Raw genomic sequence first — 19,988 nt, 5'->3', positions numbered from 1 at the left:
GTCCTGTCGCCGATCGGCGGCACGTGACCCGGCTCCACTGCGGAAAGGACAACATCATGGCGCAGCGCACTCGTCGCCCGCTCATCGGCGTGACCGCGGGGACCCGCACCATGATGTCCGGCGCTTGGGAGGGTCACGACGCCGTCGTCGTCAACGAGGCCTACGTCCGCGCACTGCGCGAGGCCGGCGCCCGACCCGTGATCCTCTCCCCGCAGGACCCCTGGACCGAGGAGGAGCTCGCCGAGCTCGACGGCCTCGTCCTCACCGGCGGCACCGACCTCGACCCCGCGGCATGGGGCGAGGACGCGCTCGGGACCGACATGACCCCGGACCCCGCCCGCGACGCCTTCGAGACCGCGCTCTACCGCACCGCCCGAGAGGTCGGCGTGCCCGTGCTCGGGATCTGCCGCGGCCTGCAGATCATCACGATCGCCGAGGGCGGCCGGCTGCACCGCCACCTCCCCGAGGACGTCCCCGCCCATCCCACCACCGGGCTCGCCCCCACCGCGGTCGACGTCGAGATCGACGCGGCCAGCGACCTCGCCCTCGCCCTCGGCACCTCGGCCCGGGTCACCGCCTTCCACCACCAGGGCGTGCGCGAGGTCCGCGGCGACCTGCGCATCGTCGCGCGGCACGCGAGCGGCCTCCCGCTCGCGGTCGAGGCCGCCTCGGGCACGGGCGTGATCGGGGTGCAGTGGCATCCCGAGATCGACGGCGAGAGGGGCGCTGCGGTGTTCGAGAGCCTGCTCACCGCGATCCGGCACCGGGACGTGGCCGCGAGCAGCCGCGCACTGGTCTAGGATGGTCCTGGTCGCCCGCGCCTGATGACGGGCGCCGTGGACGCCGCACCGCCGGTCGCGGACCGGCAGAGTCAGGAAAGAAGGCAGCATGAGCAACGAGCACGTCGCGGACACGAGCCGCGCGCGGGTGCACGAGGACGAGAACATGACCTCGAAGGGCAACAACGTCGTCCTGTCGGTGGTGCTGTTCCTCGTGCTGTTCGGCCTGTTCTCCGCCGGTCTCTACGTGATGGCGATGTTCACCGCCGTGACCTTCATCGCGGGCCTGGCCATGTGCCTGGTGGCGCTGTTCGGCACCTTCGACCTGGTGCCGCGCTTCCTCACCTGAGCCCCCGCTCCTCAGCCTCCACCGTGCCCGGCAGCCCTCGCGGCGGCCGGGCACGGTCGTGTCCGGGGACGCTCCTGCCCGGCCCGACCGCCAGGGAGAGCCCCCGCGAGGACCCGACGTGACGCAGCCCCCGTCGTGACGGACAATGGTGCGTCGTGAACGCTCACTCCTCGTCGGCCGACGACGCCCTCCGCCCCGCCGTGCCGCGTGACGCGATGCTCGCGCGCCGGGCGGTCTCGCTGATCTTCTTCCTCAACGGCGCCTCCTTCTGCGCGATCCTGCCGCGGTATCCCGAGCTGGTGGAGTCGATCGGGCTGAGCAACACCGCCTTCGGCCTCGCGGTCGGGCTGGGGCCGCTCGGCGGACTGCTCGCGGGGCTGTTCGCCGCCCGGCTGATGTCCCGCTTCGGCTCGGCCCGCACCTCCGTGGCCTTCCAGCTGCTCGCCTCGACCTCTCACCTGGCGATCTACGTCTCCGGCTCCTGGCTGTGGCTGACGGCCGCGCTGCTGCTGGCCCAGGCCGCCGACGCGCTCACCGACATCTCCATGAACGCGCACGGCATGCGGGTCGAACGCCGCTACCGACGCTCCATCATGAACAGCTACCACGGCTGGTGGTCGCTCGGCGCGGTCCTCGGCGGGCTGCTCGGCGCGGCCGCCGCACAGGTGGGACTGCCGCTGTGGGCGCAGGGCGTGGCGAGCCTGATCGTCTTCGGCGCGCTCGTGCTCGGCTCCTATCGGTTCCTGCTCCCGGGCGACGACTCGACCGAGCGCGCCCCGGTCGCCCCGACGGACGGCGCCGGTGGGGCGTCGAGCGACTCCCCGGCGGGTCCGTCGGCCGCCTCCGCCGCAGAGGTGCCGCCGGTCGCGCCCGCGGGACGGCGCATCGCGGGGATGGGCCTGCGCTCGCTGGGGCTCGTGGCGGCGCTGGGCATGGTGCTCGTGTTCGCGGGGTCGACCGAGGACGCCGGAAACACCTGGGGCGCGCTGTTCATGCGCTCCACCTTCGAGGCGACCCCGTTCCTGGCCGGCATGGCCTTCGTCGCCCTCCAGGGCGCCCAGACGATCGGCCGCTTCACCGGCGACGCGATCGTGGACCGGCTCGGCGACCGCGTCACCGCCCGCGTCGGCGCCCTCATCGCCCTGGTCGGGATGAGCATCGCCCTGCTGCTGCCCAGCCCGGCGACCGCGCTGCTCGGCTTCGCGGCGGCGGGCTGGGGGATCGCCACCCTGTTCCCGGCGGCCTTCCGCACGGCCGACAACCTCCCGGGCGTGCCCTCCGGCGTCGGCATCACGGTGGTGGGCTGGTTCGCGCGGCTCGGCTTCTTCCTCACCCCGCCGCTCGTCGGCGCGCTCGCGGACGCGCTGACGCTGCGCTACGCGCTGTGGCTGGTGCCGATCTACGCGCTGGGGATCCTCGCGTTCTCCGGGGTCCTCTCCACCCGCCGGACCGCGGCGCAGGGCTGACGATCCCGGGGTCGGGGCGCGGCGAGGCGGCGGGGAGCCGCGAGGAGGGGCCGGTGCGGGGTCGGACGGACGGGGCGGGAGCTCGCCGATCAGATCCGGTCGACGTCCCCCGCGCCCTCACGGGCGATCACGGGCTCGGACCCGGTGAGGTCCACGACAGTGGTCGGCTCGATCCCCACCTCGCCGGAGTCGATGATCACGTCGACCTGCTCGCCCAGCAGGTCCTGCACCACCCAGCCCTCCGAGGGCGGGTCCTCCTGCCCGGGCAGCAGCAGCGTCGAGGACAGGATCGGCTCGCCGAGCGCCTCGACCAGCGCATGGGCCACCCGGTGATCGGGGATCCGCACCCCGACGGTGTGCTTCTTGGGATGGGCCATCTTGCGCGGCACCTCCCGGGTCGCGGGGAGGATGAAGGTGTACGGCCCCGGGGTCGCGTTCTTGACCAGGCGGAAGGTCGGGTTGGAGACCAGCACGTACTGCCCCAGCTGGGCGAAGTCCGCGCAGACGAGCGTGAAGTGGTGGTCCTTGCCGACCTGGCGGATGCGACGGATCCGCTCGAGGCCGTCCGCGTCCCCGAGACGGCAGCCCAGCGCGTAGCAGGAGTCCGTCGGATAGGCGATCAGGCCGCCCTCCTCGAGCGCGGCGACCGCCTGCTCGATCAGGCGGGGCTGCGGATCCTCCGGATGGATGTCGAGATACTTCGCGGAGCGACGTGATCTGGCCATGCCCGATGGTACGCCCGCACGGAGCGGGCGGGGCGGTCCCGCGCGGACAGGGCGCGCGTCGGGGCCGGTGCCGGGGCGGGCACGGGCCGGGTCAGGCGACGACCACGAACTCCCGGCCGATCCACTTGGTGCGCCGCAGACGCACCACGGCGCTGACCGGGAGCGGCCCCATGATGTGCGGGTAGCCGCGGCCCTTCCCGTCGACGTCGGCCTCGATGTCCACGGCGATGCCGGCCGCCTCGACCCGGCCCACGTCGATCTCGAGGATCACGAGGTCCGAGGGGCGGTCGGGGTAGATGCGCTTGGCGACCTTCGAGACCTGCTCGGGCCAGGAGGCGTGGAGGAAGCCCTCCTCGGCGAGGTCCCTGCCGCGGGTCGCGCGGGTGTAGACGCCCTCCGGGACCGCCGCCTCCCAGGCGGCCGACTCGGTGATGTGCCAGATCAGGGGCGAGGGCATGAGCGGCAGTGTACCGTGACCGGCATGGATGAGACCTCCGCCGACCAGGGCGCGGTGCGCCTGGTCCACGACGACGATCGCGACCGCTTCGCCGCCCTCGAGGGCGAGACCGTCGTGGCCGTCCTCGCCTTCGAGGACGAGGACGAGGTGCGCGACCTGCGCTCGACCGTCGTCGCCCCGGACCGCTCGGGGCGCGGGATCGGCTCGGCGATCGTCCGCTTCGCCCTGGAGGACACTCGCGCCCGAGGGTTGAAGGTCCGCCCCACCTGCTGGTTCGTCCGCGGCTTCATCGAGCGTCATCCCGAGTACGCGGATCTGCTGGAGGACCCCGGGACGACCCCTTCGACCACCTGACAGGAGAGACGTTGACCTACCGCATCCTCACCGTCTGCACCGGCAACATCTGCCGCTCGCCCATGGCCGAGTACGCGCTGCGCGAGGCCGTCGAGGCGAAGGGCCTCGCCGGGGAGGTGGAGATCGCCTCCGCCGGCACCACCGGCTGGGAGAGCGGCAACCCGATCGATCCGCGCGCCGGGGCGCTGCTGCGCGAGCACGGGATCGACCCCTCCGGCCACCGGGCCCGACGGATGGATTCCGAGGAGCTGAGGAGCGCGGATCTCGTGCTCGCCCTGGACCACGACCACGTCGACCCGATCCGTTCGGTGCTCGGCGCCGACCGGGCCGCCGAGACGCTGCGCATGGTCCGCGACTTCGCCCCCGAGCCCGTGGAGGACACCGGCATCCGCGATCCCTGGTACGGCGACGAGAGCGACTTCGAGCTCACCTGGGAGCAGATCAGCGAGGCCGTCGACGGGATCCTCGACCACGTGCGGGCCGGTCTCGAGCAGGGCGCCCAGGACGGGGTCAGGCGGTGACCGCCGCGACTCCGCAGCCCGAAGACTCGGCGAGCGCGGCCCAGGGGGCCGACGGGGGAGCGGGAGCGCCTCGGGGCGCCTCCGGGCCGACGGATGCGCCGCTCGGCGCCCTCTCCACCGCCGCGGCCCTTCGCTCCGGCGAGATCGACCCCGTCACCCTCGCCGAGGCTGCGCTCGACGGCGCCCGCACCGTCGGCGCCGAGGTCGGGGCCTTCGCCCACGTCCTCGAGGAGCTCACCCTCGCCCAGGCCCGCGAGGCGGGGGAGCACCTGGAGGCGGCCCGCACCGACGGCGCCCTCGAGGAGCTCTCCCGCAGCCACCCCCTGCTCGGGGTGCCGATGCCGATCAAGGACCTCACCCAGCTCGCCGGCGCCCCCCTCGAGGCCGGCAGCGCGGCGCTGCGCGGGAACATGGCCACGCGCACCGACGGGGTCGCGCAGCGTCTGCTCGACGGCGGCACCCTCACCGTCGGCAAGACCACGACCCCCGAGTTCGGGATGCCCTGCTACACCGAGCCCGCGACCGGCGCGCCGGCCCGCACCCCCTGGGACCTGCGCCGCACCGCCGGAGGATCCAGCGGCGGCGCCGCCGCCGCGGTCGCCAGCGGCATCGTGCCGATCGCCCACGGCTCCGACGGCGGCGGCTCGGTGCGGATCCCCGCCGCCTGCTGCGGGATCGTGGGGCTGAAGCCGTCCCGCGGCCTCGTCTCGCCCGGACCGTACGGCGGCGAGGGGATGGGGCTGGTCACCGACGGGGTCCTCGCCCGTGAGGTGCGCGATCTCGCGGCGGGCCTCGACCTGATCGCCGGGCCCCGCCCCGGCGACTTCATGCCGGCCCCCGCCCACGAGGGGAGCTATCTCGCACGGCTCGAGCAGGGCGCGGCGCCGCAGGGGCTGCGCATCGGCGTGCTGCGCGAGCCGCTGGCCGCGGACACCGAGGTGCACCCGGCCGCGCTCGCCGGCCTCGAGCGAGCCGTGCGCCTGCTGGAGGACCTCGGGCACAGCACGCAGGAGATCCCCGCCCCGTTCACCCCGGAGCAGTGGACCGCCTTCATGCCGCTGTGGACCGTCGGCGCGGCGAGCATCCCGCTCGAGCCCGTGCAGGAGGGGCAGCTGCTGGAGCTGACCCGCTGGCTGCGCGAGCAGGGCAGGGCATGCACGGGCGTCGACCTCGCCGCCGCGTTCAGCGGGGTGCAGGCCCTCGCCCGCGGCACCCTCGAGGACTTCGCCTCCTTCGACGTGGTGCTCACCCCGTCCCTCGCGGCCCCGCCCGCGTTCCCGGAGACGCTCCAGCTCGCCGACGGCGCCGACGACTTCGCCGCCCAGTGCGCCTTCACCCCGTGGACCAGCACCTGGAACATGCTCGGCACCGCCGCGCTCTCGGTGCCGCTGCACCGCGAAGCGGTGGACGGCGTGGAGCTGCCCTTCGGCGTCCAGCTCGGCGCCACGCGGCCCGGCGACGAGCCGCTCCTGCTCGCCCTCGCCGCCCAGCTCGAGGCGCACGACCCGTGGCCGCTCGTGCGGACGCCGCACGCGGCATGAGCGACGGGGGAGCGGGCCCGGCCTCCGGGACCGGGGCCTCGTCGGGCCCGACGTCGGTGCGTCTGGACGTGTGGCTGTGGAGCGCCCGGCTGATGCCCACGCGCTCGGCCGCGACGGCCGCCTGCCGCGGCGGCCATGTGCGCCGCAACGGCGAGCCGGTCAAGGCCGCCCAGCGGATCTCCGTCGGCGACGAGCTGCGGGTGCGCTCCCCGGGCCGGGAGAAGATCGTGGTCGTCACGAGGATCCTCACCAAGCGCGTCGGCGCCCCCATCGCGCGCGAGGCTTACGAGGACCACAGCCCGGAGCCGGTCCCGCAGCTCGCCGCGGCGCCGCCCCGCCGTGAGCGGGGCACCGGCCGTCCCACGAAGCGCGAGCGGCGCCAGTTCGAGCGCCTGCGCGGCCGCGACCAGCACCCCTGGAGCGAGGACGAGCGCTGACCCGTCGTCCTTCACGGCACAGGCCCCGCCCCGGTGATCGGGGGCGGGGCCTGTGGCGTGAGGGCTGTGCCCTGGTCGTGACGGCGCTGCTCAGCGGGCGTGGGAGAGCAGCTCCTGGCGGTTGCTGGTCAGGCGCTGCAGGAGGTTCCGCTCGATCTGGACGACCTTCGGGTTCGCGCCGTCGGCCAGGAGGCGCTGGCGGATCGAGGCGAGGTCCGCGCTCTCGCGGATGAACCTCTTCATCACGGGCTTCGCGCCGATCTGGGTGGCCCAGCGCTTGCCCTCGCGGCGTCCCTTCCAGGTCGCGAGCATGTCGACCTCCTCGTGGGTCAGCCAGCCCTGGTTCGCGTAGTCGCCCAGGCGCACGCGGGTCAGCCGGGACTCGTCCCAGATCAGCACGACGATGAACACCAGGAAGCAGCAGGAGAGGAGGAACTTCGCGCCGTACATGAGCACCGTCATCCCGAGGCCGCCGCCGAGGCCGGCGGTGAAGTTCCACGCCGCGTGCAGCAGCATGCCGGGGATCAGCGCGGGGATGAACACGAGGAAGCCCATGATCGTGCCCCACTTGCGGGCCACGAAGCCGACGATGACGCCGGTGCAGGCGGTGTAGATCGCGTGGCCGAAGATGTTGCCCAGCCCGCGCAGCAGGAACAGGAACAGCACGCCGTAGCCGCCCGCCTCCTCGAGGATCCGGGTGTAGTAGATGATGTTCTCGGTGAAGGCGAAGCCGCCGCCGATCAGGGAGCCGTAGATCAGCCCGTCCAGCGGGCCGTTGAAGTAGCGGCGCGCCAGCAGCATCAGCACGAGCAGGCCCGCGCCCTTGGTGGTCTCCTCCACCAGCGGTGCGCTGATCACGGGGCCGGCGAACGCGACGGCCGCCTCGCTGCCGGTGACCATGTAGACCAGCAGGCTGTTGAGGGAGTTGATCCAGTAGCTGCCGAAGGCCGCGATCGCCGCGCCCCAGAACACCGCGATGAGCAGCAGCGGGAAGGGCTGCGGGTCCCATCGGTCGGCCAGGAACATCACCAGGCCGATCACCACCAGGGAGATCCCGGCGAGGAAGGCGGTCACCGGCCACCAGGCCGGGCTCGAGCTCGCGGTGAGCACGAACTCGAGGAAGAAGTAGCCCAGCACCAGCAGCAGGGCGAAGCCGAGCACGATCAGCGAGATCCACACCAGGATGCTCACCGCGGGCAGCTGCGTGGGGTTCTGCGAGACCTCCTGCACCCGACGGGTCTGGGTGGACCAGGCCGACTGCGGCTGGGCCTGGTCGGGGCGCTGGATCTGCGCCGGCGCGAAGCGCGCGGCGGTCAGGCCCGAGGCAGGACGCACCGAGGTGTCGTAGGCCCGGGGATTGCCGTAGTCGATGTAGCGCGGCTGCTGCTGGAAGGACGGTGCCCCGGGCGCGGACTGCGTCGCTCCCGGCCGCGGGCGACCGTTGGGCATGTACTGGCCGCCCTGCGGCGAGTACGGGGACTGGGACATGGAGGCCTCGGTCTCTGGAGGAGGTGCAGGGATGCAGGCGGGGCCGACGCCCCCGTCGGCGTCGGTTCCCCTGGACGGACGGTGCGCGGCTCCGGGTCGATGCTACAGGGGAGACGCGCCGCACACCCGGGCGCCGGGCCGCCTGTGGACGAGCTCGCGTCCCTGCGGCTCGACCACCGCGAAGTTGAGCGGAATAGACTCAACCCTGTCGACGTTGACCCCATCGAGCAGGGATGATCATCCCGAGACCACCGCCCGGAAGGGCCCGCACAGCAGAAGGAGCACCGTGGAGTTCAAGTTCACCACCCGCTCGCAGGAGGCCGTCACCGCGGCAGCGGAGAAGGCCGTCGAGCTCGGCAACCCCCAGATCAGCTCGATGCACCTGCTGTGGGCGCTCGCCGGGCAGGTCGACGGGATCGCCCGCGCCGCGCTCGAGGCCGTCGGCGTCGATCCCCTGGACGTGATCCGTCGCGCGGAGCAGGCGATCGACTCCCTGCCCCGCGTCTCCGGCAGGGGCGCGGAGTCCTCGCCCACCTTCGTCGGCACCGGCTACGACGCCCTCGAGGCGGCGCGCCACGAGGCCGACGCCGCCCACCGCACCTACCTGTCCACCGAGCATCTGCTGATCGGCATCGCACTCGGCAAGGACGCGGCCTCGAGGCTGCTCAGCAGCGTCGGCGCCACCCCACGAGCTCTCCGCGATGCCGTCCGCACACTCACCCCAGGAGATGACCGCATGAATCAGATGGACTCCCAGAACCCCGAGGGCACCTTCCAGAGCCTCGAGAAGTTCGGCATCGACCTCACCGAGCAGGCCCGCGAGGGACGCCTCGACCCGGTGATCGGACGCGACGCCGAGATCCGCCGCGTCGTGCAGGTGCTCAGCCGCCGCACGAAGAACAACCCCGTCCTGATCGGCGAGCCCGGCGTGGGCAAGACCGCCGTGGTCGAGGGTCTCGCCCAGCGCATCGTCGCCGGCGACGTCCCCGACTCCCTGCGCGGCAAGCGCCTGATCTCCCTGGACCTCTCCTCGATGGTCGCCGGCTCCAAGTACCGCGGCGAGTTCGAGGAGCGGATGAAGGCGGTCCTGGAAGAGATCCGCACCAGCAACGGCCAGATCATCACCTTCATCGACGAGCTGCACACTGTGGTCGGCGCGGGCGGCTCCGGCGACGGCTCGATGGACGCCGGCAACATGCTCAAGCCCATGCTCGCCCGCGGCGAGCTGCGCATGGTCGGCGCGACCACGCTGGACGAGTACCGCGAGAACATCGAGAAGGACCCCGCGCTCGAGCGCCGCTTCCAGCAGGTGCTGGTGGGGGAGCCGAGCGTCGAGGACACCGTGACGATCCTGCGCGGTCTGAAGGACAAGTACGAGGCGCACCACAAGGTCACCATCACCGACTCCGCACTGGTCGCCGCGGCCTCCCTCTCCGACCGGTTCATCGCCGGGCGCCAGCTGCCGGACAAGGCGATCGACCTGGTGGACGAGGCCGCCTCGCGCCAGCGCATGGAGCTGGACTCCTCCCCCGAGGAGCTGGACATCCTGCGGCGCCAGGTGGACCGGCTGAAGATGGAGGAGCTCGCGCTCGACGGGAGCGACGACCCGGGCTCGCTGGCCCGCCTGGACTCCGTCCGCTCCCAGCTCGCCGACCGCACCGAGGCGATGCAGGAGCTCTCCGCCCGCTGGGAGCGCGAGAAGGCCGGGCTGAACCTGGTCGGCGACCTCAAGGCGCAGCTCGAGCAGCTGCGGATGCAGGCCGACCGGGCGCAGCGCGAGGGCGACCTCACCGCGGCCTCGAAGATCCTCTACGGCGACATCCCCTCCCTAAAGCAGCAACTGCGCGAGGCCGAGGAGCAGGAGGGCCGCGCAGAGGGCGAGGACGAGCGGCCGATGGTCGCCGACCATGTCGGCCCCGATGACATCGCCGACGTGGTCGCCGCCTGGACGGGCATCCCCGCCGGGCGCCTGATGCAGGGGGAGACGGAGAAGCTGCTGCAGATGGAGCAGCTGATCGGCAAGCGGCTGATCGGGCAGGAGCGTGCGGTCTCCGAGGTCTCCGACGCGGTGCGACGGGCCCGGGCCGGGATCTCCGACCCGAACCGTCCCACCGGCTCGTTCCTGTTCCTCGGCCCGACGGGCGTGGGCAAGACCGAGCTGGCCAAGGCGCTGGCCGAGTTCCTCTTCGACGACGAGCGGGCGATGATCCGCATCGACATGTCGGAGTACTCCGAGAAGCACACCGTCGCACGGCTGGTCGGTGCGCCTCCGGGCTACGTCGGCTACGACGAGGGCGGCCAGCTCACCGAGGCGGTGCGGCGACGCCCCTACTCGGTGGTGCTGCTGGACGAGATCGAGAAGGCGCACCCGGACGTGTTCGACGTGCTGCTGCAGGTGCTCGACGACGGCCGGCTCACCGACGGTCAGGGCCGGACCGTGGACTTCCGCTCCACGATCCTGATCCTCACCTCGAACCTCGGCGCCCATGCTCTGCAGGATGCGGCGCTGACCGAGCAGGAGAAGCACGACCGCGTGATGCAGGTGGTGCGCGCCTCCTTCAAGCCCGAGTTCCTCAACCGGCTCGACGACATCGTGCTGTTCGACGCGCTCTCCCGCGAGCAGCTCGGCAGCATCGTCACCCTGCAGATCCAGGAGGTCGCGGAGCGTCTGGCCGAACGGCGCATCGCGCTGCAGGTCGACGAGGCGGCCACGCGCTGGCTCGCCGAGGAGGGCTTCGACCCGATGTACGGGGCGCGGCCGCTCAAGCGCCTGGTCCAGAAGGAGATCGGGGACGGCCTCGCTCGTCTCATCCTGCGCGGTCAGGTGCAGGACGGCCAGACGGTCACGGTGACCACTGCGGCCGACGGCGACGGGCTCGTGCTCGGCACGTCTGTCGAGGACGACGTCCCTGCATCCCGGGAGGAATGACCTCGGCACCTCTCTGCGGGATCGAGGTCCCGGTGCGGGCTCAGCCCTGCACCGGGACCTCGTCGTGCTCGGTCAAGCGATCTCGGACTTCGTCAGTCCCGTGAGTTCCAGACGCCGCTGGCCTGGTTCAGGAAACCTGTCGGGCCGAAGGCCGAGAACGTCGTCCACCCGGCGACTCCGCCGCCCGAGGTGATCAGGTTGTCCATCGTGCCTTCGTCCTCGAAACCCAGCAGGTGCGAGATGTCGCCCCCGACCTTCTCGCCGTAGCGCGCGCCGAAGCTCTCCTCCTGGATCTGTCCCCACTTCTCGAAGGGGGAGGTGGCGTCCTCGCCGGGACCCGTGAACTCCTCGTTCGCCATGGATCCGAGAGCCGCGACCGGGTGGGGAGCAGCACCCCAGACGATCTCGAAGCCATCGCCGATCGCAAGGCCGGTCTCGCCCGCGGCGAGGTGCTGGTACATCTCTTCCATCTCGGGGTACACGTTGACTCCGGCGGCGACTCCCTTCGTCAGTCGCCGCGCCCAGGTGGGCAGCTCCCGAGAGTCGCCGACCTTGTCCGCGACCTTGTTGAAGATCTCCTTCGAGACCTCCCGGAACTTCTCCTCGGCATCCGAGGTCCCGTCGGAGCTGGACAGGCCACCGAAGATCCGGCGTATCCGGTCGAGAGGGGTCGGGCCGCCCGGTCCGGCATCGGCACCCGCACCGCCGCCGGACGACGCTTCATCCTGCTCCTCGGCCTCCTGCTCGAGTCGGGAACCACGCTCGGCGACGTCCGATGCGGTCACGTCGGCCTGCTGCACGAGGCGCTCGAAGTCGGAGCGGAAGCGGTCGGCGTCCGGTCCCTGCCAGTCGACCGCGCTCACGACACCGGACAGGGTGGTCAGCAGCGTCTCGAGCGAGGTGGCGCCGCGCTCGAAGGCGGTGGCGGTCGCTCGCAACCGATCGGTGTCGGCACCCTGGAAGGTCATGGCGCAATATCATGCCGTGCTGCGTCGCAGCGGTCGATGGGGACTGCTCCCCATGCCGAGCCGGGGCGGCACGACGGAGATGCACGGCTCTGTCCCGCGTGTCAGCCCTGAGGGTCCCAGGGCATCGGCGCGTAGCGACGGCGTGCGTCGTACCAGGTCTCCCCGTCGGTGAGAGTCTCGCGGTAGTCCGTGAGGCCCTCGACGTCCTCCCGGACCGTGGCCTCGGCGCTCTCCAGCCCGGCAGCCGCCTCCGGGCTGATCCCGCGGACCGCGTCGGCCCCCTCGCCGAGGAGATCCGCGCCCGACTCCGCATAGGCCGGGATCGGCGAGATCGTGAGCAGATCCGCGGAGTTCTCCGCGCTGCGGAACAGCCCGCGCTCGCCGGCGCGCGCGGCCGCGGCGAGGTCGCCCTCGCCGACGGCAGCGGTCACCTCGGAACCGGTCTGGAGGACGTTCGCCCAGCTCCGATCGAGGTTTTCCGCCAGCTGACCGGCGGTGGAGCCCTCGCCGAGCACCGGTTCGGTCACGGTGTGGGGAACTCGCGCCACGCGGGCCAGGGGCTCGAAGACCGTGCCGCCGGCCGCCTCGTCGAGGCGATCGTTGAGGTGCCCGACCTCCTCGTGCAGGCCGAGCGCGGTCTGGATGTGACCGGCGACCGGGACGGAGCCGAGGGCGAGCTCACGGTCGCCACGCGCCTCGGCGACGATCTCCGGATCCAGTGCGAACTGCTCACCCTCGGGCAGCGGCCCCGACACCATGGGCGGAGGCGGGGAGGGCATGAAGGGCCCGCCGATCCACGGACCCCAGCCGCCGGACGGGGTCGGCAGAGATGGCAGCGGGGTCGTCGGGTCCGCCGGAGCCATCGGCCCTCCGATCCACGGGCCCCATCCCCCGGGCGGCGTCGGCAGGCCGCGCGGCCCGCGGAGACCGGGCAGCGGGTCGAGCGGGTCCGAGGGCGCCATCGGACCGCCGAGCCAGCGGCCGGGATCCGCGAAGATCCCCTCACCGGCCCCGTCCCCGGGGAGCTCGGCCCGCACCGCGGCTCCGGGGTCGAGCTCCGAGGCCCGCTCCTGCTCCCACGCATGGCGTCTCAGCTCCAGCGCCTTCGCGCGCAGGTCGGCGCCGGCGGCGAGGCCGTGCTCGGCCATCGTCGCGGTGCGGTGACGGTGGGCGTCGGCGTCCGGACCGGTCCAGTCGACCGACTCGGCGGCCTCGCGCAGCAGCTCGATCAGCTGGATCAGGCGCAGCGCGCCCTCGCGCACCCGCTTGGCCAGATCGTCCAGGGTCTCGGTGTCGCATCCGCAGAAGGTGTCCATGGCGCGAGGCTAGGGATCGCTCGGTCCGTGCCGCCCGGGGCCGGGCCTCGATGTGGACGACGGCCGGATGTGGAGGAACGGTCGCAGGCCCTCGGCCCGAGCCCGAGCCTGAGCCCGAGCCCGACACGACCACGGCCACGACCACGACCACGTCCGGACATGCGACGGCCCCGCCGCTCCAGGGAGCGACGGGGCCGTCGGTCGCCCGGTCTCAGACCACGATGTTCACGATCTTCGGGGCGCGGACGATCACCTTGCGCACCGTCTGCCCCTGGAGCAGCTCCTTGACCCGGTCCTCGGCCATGACGGCGGCCTCGAGGTCCTCGGCGGAGATCTCCGGGTCGACCTCGATCCGGTGGCGGACCTTGCCCTTGACCTGGACGACGCAGGTGACCTGCTCGGCCTTCAGCAGCTCCGGGTCCGCGACCGGGTACGCCACGCGGGAGATCCCGCCGGAGCGGCCCAGGCGCACCCACAGCTCCTCGGCCAGGTGCGGGGCCAGCGGCGAGACCATCAGCACCAGCGGCTCCACGGCCTCGCGCGGCACGGTTCCGGTCGAGGTGAGCTGCTTGGTGAGGTGGTTGACCAGCTCGATGAGCTTCGCGATCGCAGTGTTGAACTGCATCCGGTCCATGTCGCGGCGCACGCCGTCGATCGCGCGGTGCACGGCCTGCTTCGTGGGCAGGTCGGCCGGCTCGTCGGAGACGGTCAGCGTCCCGGTCTCCTCGTCGATCACGAGGCGCCACAGGCGCTGCAGGAAGCGCTGCGAGCCGACCACGGCGCGGGTCTCCCACGGGCGGGAGAGGTCCAGCGGCCCCATCGACATCTCGTACACGCGCAGGGTGTCCGCGCCGTACTCCTCGTACATGTCGTCGGGCGCGACCGCGTTCTTCAGCGACTTGCCCATCTTCCCGTACTCCTGGGTGACCGGCTCGCCCTGGTAGGTGAAGGTGCCGTCTGCCTCCGCGACGACCTCCTCGGCCGGCACGTGCACGCCGCGGGAGTCGGTGTAGGCGTAGGCCTGGATGTAGCCCTGGTTGAACAGGCGGTGGAAGGGCTCCTGGCTGGTCACGTCGCCGCGGTCGAAGAGCACCTTGTGCCAGAACCGCGCGTACAGCAGGTGCAGCACCGCGTGCTCCACGCCGCCGACGTAGAGGTCCACGCCGCCGACGCCGCCCTCCTCACGGGCGCCCAGCCAGTACTTCTCGTTCTCGGGCCGCACCAGGACCTCGTCCTCGGTGGGGTCGATGTAGCGCAGGTGGTACCAGGACGAACCCGCCCACTGCGGCATCGTGTTGGTCTCGCGCAGGTAGGTCTTCGGCCCCTCGCCGAGGTCCAGCTCCACCTCGACCCAGTCCTCGGCGCGCGAGAGCGGGGTCTGCGGCTCGGTATCGGCGTCCATCGGGTCGAAGGTCTTCGGGGAGAAGTCCGCGACCTCCGGCAGGTCCACCGGCAGCATCGACTCCGGCAGCGCGATCGGGGTCTCGGGATCCGCGGGGTCGTAGACGATCGGGAAGGGCTCGCCCCAGTAGCGCTGCCGGGAGAACAGCCAGTCCCGGAGGCGGTAGGTGGTGCGGGCCCGGCCGAAGCCCTTCTGCTCGGCGTAGGCGGTGGCGCGCGCCTTCGCCTCGTCCTTGTCCAGGCCGTTCAGATCCAGGTCCGCGGAGGCGGAGTTGATCTTCTCGCCCTCGCCGGTCCAGGCCCCGCCCTCGAAGTCCTCCGGCGGGCGGACGGTGCGGATCACGGGCAGCTCGAAGCGGTCCGCGAACGCGAAGTCGCGCTCGTCCTCGGCGGGCACGGCCATGATCGCGCCGGTGCCGTAGCCCATCAGCACGTAGTCGGCGGTGAACACGGGCAGCTCGCGGCCGTCCATCGGGTTCGTCGCGTACAGGCCGGTGAACACGCCGGTCTTCTCGCGGCCCTCCTCGGTGCGCTCGTCCTCGTCCAGCGAGGCGGCGCGCGCCTGGTAGGCGGCGACGGCCTCGCGGGGGCTCGCGGCGCCGCCGGTCCACGCCTCCTGCGTGCCCTCGGGCCACGCCTCCGGCAGGGCGGAGACGTCCGTCAGCAGGGAGTGCTCGGGGGAGAGGACGCAGAAGGTCGCGCCGAACAGGGTGTCGGCGCGCGTGGTGAACACGTCGAAGCCGGCGTCCTCGTGGTCCGCGAGACCGGCGACGGGGAAGCTGATCTGGGCGCCGTGGCTGCGGCCGATCCAGTTGCGCTGCATGGAGCGGATCGACTCGGGCCAGTCCACCCGGTCCAGGTCGTCGACCAGGCGGTCGCCATAGGCGGTGATGCGCATGTTCCACTGGCGCAGGCGGCGGGTGAAGACGGGGAAGTTGCCGCGCTCGGAGCGGCCCTCGGCGGTGACCTCCTCGTTGGCCAGCACCGTGCCGAGGCCGGGGCACCAGTTCACGGGGGTCTCGGAGATGTAGGCCAGGCGGAAGCCGTCGGCGAGCTGCGCGATCTCCGCGTCGGTGGCGCCGGGGACCTCGGCGGCGCTGCGGCCCTGCCAGGAGGCGGGGATCTCAAGGCCCTGGCGGCCCGCGAGGGCGAAGGGGTCGATCGTGCCGGCGCGCAGCTCCTCGCGCAGCTCGGCGATCGGGCGGGCGCGCCCGGTGACGCCGTCGGCGTTCGGGGCGTCCGGGTCGTACCAGGAGTCGAAGATGCGCAGGAAGATCCACTGCGTCCACTTCACGAACTCGGGGTCCGTGGTCGCGAGCGAGCGGCGCGGGTCATGGGACAGGCCCAGGCGGTGCAGCTGGCGGCGCATGTTCGCAACGTTCGCCTCGGTGGTGGTGCGCGGATGGGTGCCGGTCTGGACGGCGTACTGCTCGGCGGGCAGGCCGAAGGCGTCGTAGCCCATCGTGTACAGCACGTTCTTGCCGAGCATGCGCTGGTGGCGGGCGACCACGTCGGTCGCGATGTAGCCCAGCGGGTGGCCGACGTGCAGCCCCGACCCCGAGGGGTAGGGGAACATGTCCATGATGTACATCTTCTCGGACGAGGAGGTGGCTGCGGCGGTGGCCTCCTCGAGCGAGGGGGCGGTGCCGCGCAGCTCGCCGACGGGGTTGTCGGCGTAAAAGGTGCCCTCCTCGTCCCAGCGCTGCTGCCAGCGCAGCTCGATCTCGTCCGCCATCGCGGCCGTGTACCGGTGGGGTGCCTCGCTCATGGGTGGATCGTCCTCCGAAGGATCAGTGCGGCCGGGGCCGCCAGGCAGTGGGTCAGGCAGTGGGGTGATGGCCTCGTGACATGAAAAAACCCTCGCGCAGGCGAGGGGAGCCGCGTCGGTGCCTCGTCGTCGCCGGGCGCTCGCTCAGGAGCGCGACACGGTCGCGGGCCTTGTCCGACGCGGCTGCATAAGCAGCAGCCGTTCCGTCACCGGGCCATCCTAGCGCGCCCGTCGCGGAGGGCCCGGCCCGATCAGACCTCGAGCACCGCGGAGATGAGCAGCAGCACGAGCACCGTGCCGATCGTCGTGATGAGCACCGTGTCCCGGGCGAGGTTCTCCGAGGCGCGGTAGCGGGCGGCGGCGACGTACACGTTCTGCGCGGTGGGCAGCGCCGCCATCACGACGACCTCGTACAGATGGGCGCCCCGCATCCCCAGCAGCAGTCCGATCCCGAGCGCGATCAGCGGCATGGCGAGGAGCTTCGCACCGGAGGCGACGGCGATCAGCCCGCGATATCCGTCGTCCTTCGCGAGCGGGCGCGAGCCGTGCAGGGACAGTCCGTAGGCCAGCAGCATCGCCGGGATCGCCATGTCGGCCAGGGACTGGACCGGCTCGAGCACCACCCCGGGGACCTTCACCCCGATCAGCACGAGCACCAGCCCGATGGCCGAGGCGATGATGACGGGGTTCGCGACGATGCTGCGCAGCACCCCGGCCGCGCCCTGGGCGTCCTTCTCCGTGACCCGGTGCAGGACGAAGAGATAGAGGGGCGTGTAGACCGCCTGCTGGAAGAGGATCACCGGCAGGGCGTGGGAGATGTCCCCGAGCACGTAGGCGGCGATCGGGAAGCCCATGTTCGCGCCGTTGACGACGGAGCCGCTGATCGCGGTGACCACCAGGTCCGCGCCGCGCCGCTTCGTGAACAGGGCCACCCCGGCGATGAGCAGCGCGCCCGTGCCGAGCCCGGACAGCCCGGCCACCAGCATCGGCAGGGAGAACACGGAGCGTACGTCGGAGCCGAGCAGCCCCACCAGCACCAGCGCAGGGGAGGCGACGAAGAAGGTGGTGCGGTTCAGGACGTAGCGGCCGTGGGCGCCGAGCACGCCGGTGCGTCCCACCACCCAGCCCACGCCGATCATGGACCAGACGATGAAGAAGCCCGCGAGGACGCCGCTCACTGGGGAGGACGGGGCGAGGAGGAGGTCACCGCACCGATCCTATAGGGCGGGGCGGAAAGGGGCTTCCTGCGTTCGCGGGTCGGACACCGGCCGACGGGGAGGGCGCGAACCCGTGCCCGCCTCCGGGACCGTGCGGCCGGACGCCGCGGAGACGAGGAGTCAGCGGATGCCGTGCGAGGTACGGCCGTCGATCTGATCGGGCATGCCGGGGACGGGCTGCGCGCCGTCCTCGCCGATCGCGACGATGCGGTTGTCCTCGTCGACGTGGACCACGCGCGGGTGATGGGAGGCGACCTCGGCCGCGTCCAGCTGTCCGTAGGCCATGATGATCACGAGGTCGCCGGGGGAGACCAGGTGCGCCGCCGCCCCGTTGATGCCGATCACGCCGCTGCCGCGCTCGCCCTCGATCACGTAGGTGGTCAGGCGGTGGCCGTTGGCGATGTCCACGATCGTGACCTGCTCGTGCTCGACGAGACCCGCGGCCTCGGAGAGGACAGGGTCGATCGTCACCGAGCCCACGTAGTGCAGGTCCGCCTGCGTGACCGTGGCCCGGTGGATCTTCGAGGTCATGAGAGTGCGCAACATCGCTCCCATTATCCCATGAGTGCGAGATGCTGGATGATGGGAGTGCACGTCGTCGTCAGGAGGATCACCATGCCCAAGGCTCGCCGCCGCTCCGCCCATCTCTCGGAGCGGTTCGAGGACATGGCGCTGCCCGACGAGCTGCTCGGCGTGCTCGCCTCGCAGGGGCTCGAGCGCGCCTTCGAGATCCAGTCCGCGATCCTCCCCGACGCCCTCGCTGGCCGCGACGTGCTCGCCCGCGCGGAGACCGGCTCCGGCAAGACCCTCGCCTTCACCCTCGCGATGACCTCCCGCTTCCGCGGCCGCAAGGTGCATCGCCGTCGGCCGCTCGGCGTGGTGCTCGTGCCCACCCGCGAGCTCGCGGTGCAGGTCGTCGACACGATCCACCCCTTCGCCCGCGCGGTCGGGATCTCCGCCCAGCTGGTCTCCGGCGGCATGAACATCGAGAAGCAGGCCGACGCGGTCGCCCGCGGCGTCGGCATCGTGGTGGCGACCCCGGGACGCCTGATCGACCTCGCCGAGCGCGGCGCGCTGCAGCTGGACCTAGTGGAGTCGACCGTGATCGACGAGGCCGACCACATGTCCGACCTCGGGTTCCTGCCCGACGTGCGCGACATCCTCGCCGCCGTCCCGATGGGCACCCAGAAGATGCTCTTCTCCGCGACGCTCGACGGGCAGGTCGAGGACATCGTCGACACCTTCCTCGTCGACCCCATCAGCCACGAGACCACTCCGGTCACCGCGGCGGTGAAGACCATGGACCACACCGTCCTGGCGATCGCCCCGGCCGCGAAGCGCGCCGTGACCGCCCAGCTCGGCGCCCGCGAGGGACGCACCCTGATGTTCACCCGCACCCAGCTCGGCGCCGAGCGCGTCGCCCAGGAGCTCGTCGAGGTGGGGATCGGCGCCGCGGCCCTGCACGGCAACAAGCAGCAGGGGCTGCGCACGAACGTGCTGGCCGGCTTCCGCCAGGGAGCCTTCCCCGTGCTGGTCGCGACCGACGTCGCCGCCCGCGGCCTGCACATCGACGACGTCACGATGGTGGTGCACGTGGACCCCTCGGACGACGTGAAGGAGTACGTCCACCGCTCCGGCCGCACGGCCCGCGCCGGCGCCGCCGGCAGCGTGGTCACCCTCGCCCTGCCCCATCAGACCCGGCAGGCCCGTCGGATCCTGGGCGAGGCGGAGGTCGAGCCGCGCTGGGCGGAGGACGTCGAGAACGCCGAGCACCCCGTGCTCGAGGAGCTCGGCGGCCGCACCCCGGCCGGGGAGCCCGTCGAGGACCCTGCCCGCGTGAAGTACAAGGGCGCGCCCCGCAAGCTCGACCTCTCCCGCTCCCGCGGCGCCGACGAGCGCAAGGCCGAGGCACGACGCACGAACGAAGAGCGCCGCGCCTCCTGGGAGGAGGAGCCGTCGCAGGAGCGCCGCGCGGGACCGCGGCGCGGCGGCGCTCCCGGCCGGGGCAAGGGCGCGGGCGCCGGACGTGGCGGGGCGCAGGGACCCCGCGGCGGCGGGCGAGGTGCGGGCAAGGGCTCGGGCGCCGGTAAGGGGTCCGGCGGCAAGGGCTCCGGCGGCACCGGTCGCGGCGGCAGGGACTCCGGCGGCACAGGTCGCGGCCAGGACTCCGGCCAGGGCCGGGGCACCGGACGCACGGGCGGCCGCGGCCGCTCCGGCGCGCCGAGCCGCGGCCCGCGACGGCACGGGGGGCGATGATCGTCGTGCCGTGACG

The 19,988-nt window shown here is 72.5% G+C and carries 17 protein-coding genes; 9 read left to right on the top strand and 8 right to left on the bottom strand.

What is annotated here, in order from left to right:
• The first annotated feature begins 56 nt into the window (after positions 1 to 56).
• The 3 genes from DEU31_RS12955 (at position 57) to DEU31_RS12945 (ending at position 2,594) form a co-directional block, all read left to right on the top strand.
• A complete protein-coding gene (locus DEU31_RS12955; protein WP_133677459.1) occupies positions 57 to 800 on the top strand; it encodes a gamma-glutamyl-gamma-aminobutyrate hydrolase family protein in 744 nt (247 codons plus the stop codon).
• A gap of 88 nt (positions 801 to 888) precedes the next feature.
• A complete protein-coding gene (locus DEU31_RS12950; protein ID WP_133677458.1) occupies positions 889 to 1,128 on the top strand; it encodes a hypothetical protein in 240 nt (79 codons plus the stop codon).
• A 155-nt stretch (positions 1,129 to 1,283) separates the two neighbouring features.
• Entirely contained in the window at positions 1,284 to 2,594 is a 1,311-nt protein-coding gene (locus DEU31_RS12945) for an MFS transporter (protein ID WP_133677457.1), read from the top strand.
• Positions 2,595 to 2,683: 89 nt separating this feature from the next.
• Here DEU31_RS12945 and DEU31_RS12940 read toward each other — a convergent pair whose 3' ends face one another.
• Positions 2,684 to 3,319, bottom strand: a complete 636-nt coding sequence (locus DEU31_RS12940; RefSeq protein ID WP_070499988.1) for an L-threonylcarbamoyladenylate synthase — start codon at positions 3,317 to 3,319, stop codon at positions 2,684 to 2,686.
• Between the two features lie 91 nt (positions 3,320 to 3,410).
• A complete protein-coding gene (locus DEU31_RS12935) occupies positions 3,411 to 3,776 on the bottom strand; it encodes a DUF952 domain-containing protein (RefSeq protein WP_010551005.1) in 366 nt (121 codons plus the stop codon).
• Between the two features lie 24 nt (positions 3,777 to 3,800).
• Here DEU31_RS12935 and DEU31_RS12930 point away from each other — a divergent pair, with 24 nt between their 5' ends.
• The 4 genes from DEU31_RS12930 to DEU31_RS12915 are packed head-to-tail and all read left to right on the top strand — an operon-like array spanning position 3,801 to position 6,629.
• Positions 3,801 to 4,130: a GNAT family N-acetyltransferase gene (locus DEU31_RS12930; protein WP_053918891.1), complete on the top strand. Its 330-nt coding sequence runs from the start codon at positions 3,801 to 3,803 to the stop codon at positions 4,128 to 4,130.
• A gap of 11 nt (positions 4,131 to 4,141) precedes the next feature.
• The gene (locus DEU31_RS12925; RefSeq protein WP_133677456.1) at positions 4,142 to 4,651 is read left to right on the top strand and encodes a low molecular weight protein-tyrosine-phosphatase; all 510 of its coding nucleotides are present in this window, start codon (positions 4,142 to 4,144) and stop codon (positions 4,649 to 4,651) included.
• Entirely contained in the window at positions 4,648 to 6,192 is a 1,545-nt protein-coding gene (locus DEU31_RS12920; protein ID WP_133677455.1) for an amidase, read from the top strand. The genes DEU31_RS12925 and DEU31_RS12920 overlap by 4 nt, the downstream gene beginning before the upstream one ends.
• On the top strand, positions 6,189 to 6,629 hold the full coding sequence (locus DEU31_RS12915; protein WP_126985047.1) for an RNA-binding S4 domain-containing protein: 441 nt from the start codon (positions 6,189 to 6,191) through the stop codon (positions 6,627 to 6,629). The genes DEU31_RS12920 and DEU31_RS12915 overlap by 4 nt, the downstream gene beginning before the upstream one ends.
• 90 nt (positions 6,630 to 6,719) lie before the next feature.
• Here DEU31_RS12915 and DEU31_RS12910 read toward each other — a convergent pair whose 3' ends face one another.
• Entirely contained in the window at positions 6,720 to 8,117 is a 1,398-nt protein-coding gene (locus tag DEU31_RS12910; protein WP_133677454.1) for a PrsW family intramembrane metalloprotease, read from the bottom strand.
• 286 nt (positions 8,118 to 8,403) lie between these two features.
• On the opposite strand from DEU31_RS12910, the gene clpB reads away from it, so the two are divergent.
• Positions 8,404 to 11,046 (top strand): ATP-dependent chaperone ClpB, encoded by a 2,643-nt coding sequence (gene clpB, locus DEU31_RS12905; protein ID WP_133677453.1) that lies wholly within the window; start codon positions 8,404 to 8,406, stop codon positions 11,044 to 11,046.
• Between the two features lie 92 nt (positions 11,047 to 11,138).
• Here the strand turns inward: clpB and DEU31_RS12900 are convergent, their stop codons facing one another.
• The 5 genes from DEU31_RS12900 to panD all read right to left on the bottom strand — a co-directional run bounded on the left by DEU31_RS12900 (position 11,139) and on the right by panD (position 18,262).
• Positions 11,139 to 12,014: a hypothetical protein gene (locus DEU31_RS12900; protein ID WP_133677452.1), complete on the bottom strand. Its 876-nt coding sequence runs from the start codon at positions 12,012 to 12,014 to the stop codon at positions 11,139 to 11,141.
• Positions 12,015 to 12,115: 101 nt separating this feature from the next.
• A complete protein-coding gene (locus DEU31_RS12895; RefSeq protein ID WP_133677451.1) occupies positions 12,116 to 13,330 on the bottom strand; it encodes a hypothetical protein in 1,215 nt (404 codons plus the stop codon).
• 211 nt (positions 13,331 to 13,541) lie between these two features.
• Positions 13,542 to 16,499 (bottom strand): leucine--tRNA ligase, encoded by a 2,958-nt coding sequence (gene leuS / locus DEU31_RS12890; RefSeq protein ID WP_133677450.1) that lies wholly within the window; start codon positions 16,497 to 16,499, stop codon positions 13,542 to 13,544.
• A gap of 251 nt (positions 16,500 to 16,750) precedes the next feature.
• A complete protein-coding gene (locus tag DEU31_RS12885; protein ID WP_010551015.1) occupies positions 16,751 to 17,677 on the bottom strand; it encodes an AEC family transporter in 927 nt (308 codons plus the stop codon).
• Positions 17,678 to 17,836: 159 nt separating this feature from the next.
• Positions 17,837 to 18,262 carry an aspartate 1-decarboxylase gene (gene panD / locus DEU31_RS12880; RefSeq protein ID WP_029360570.1) on the bottom strand — a complete coding sequence of 142 codons (426 nt, stop codon included), beginning with the start codon at positions 18,260 to 18,262 and terminating at the stop codon, positions 17,837 to 17,839.
• Positions 18,263 to 18,331: 69 nt separating this feature from the next.
• Here panD and DEU31_RS12875 point away from each other — a divergent pair, with 69 nt between their 5' ends.
• Positions 18,332 to 19,972 (top strand): DEAD/DEAH box helicase, encoded by a 1,641-nt coding sequence (locus tag DEU31_RS12875; protein WP_133677449.1) that lies wholly within the window; start codon positions 18,332 to 18,334, stop codon positions 19,970 to 19,972.
• Positions 19,973 to 19,988 lie beyond the last annotated feature (16 nt).

This window comes from Brachybacterium sp. AG952 (genome assembly GCF_004362645.1).
Classification (GTDB): Bacteria; Actinomycetota; Actinomycetes; order Actinomycetales; family Dermabacteraceae; genus Brachybacterium; species Brachybacterium conglomeratum.
Note: the sequence above shows the minus strand (reverse complement) of the source record. Positions and strands in the feature narration are given on the sequence as shown.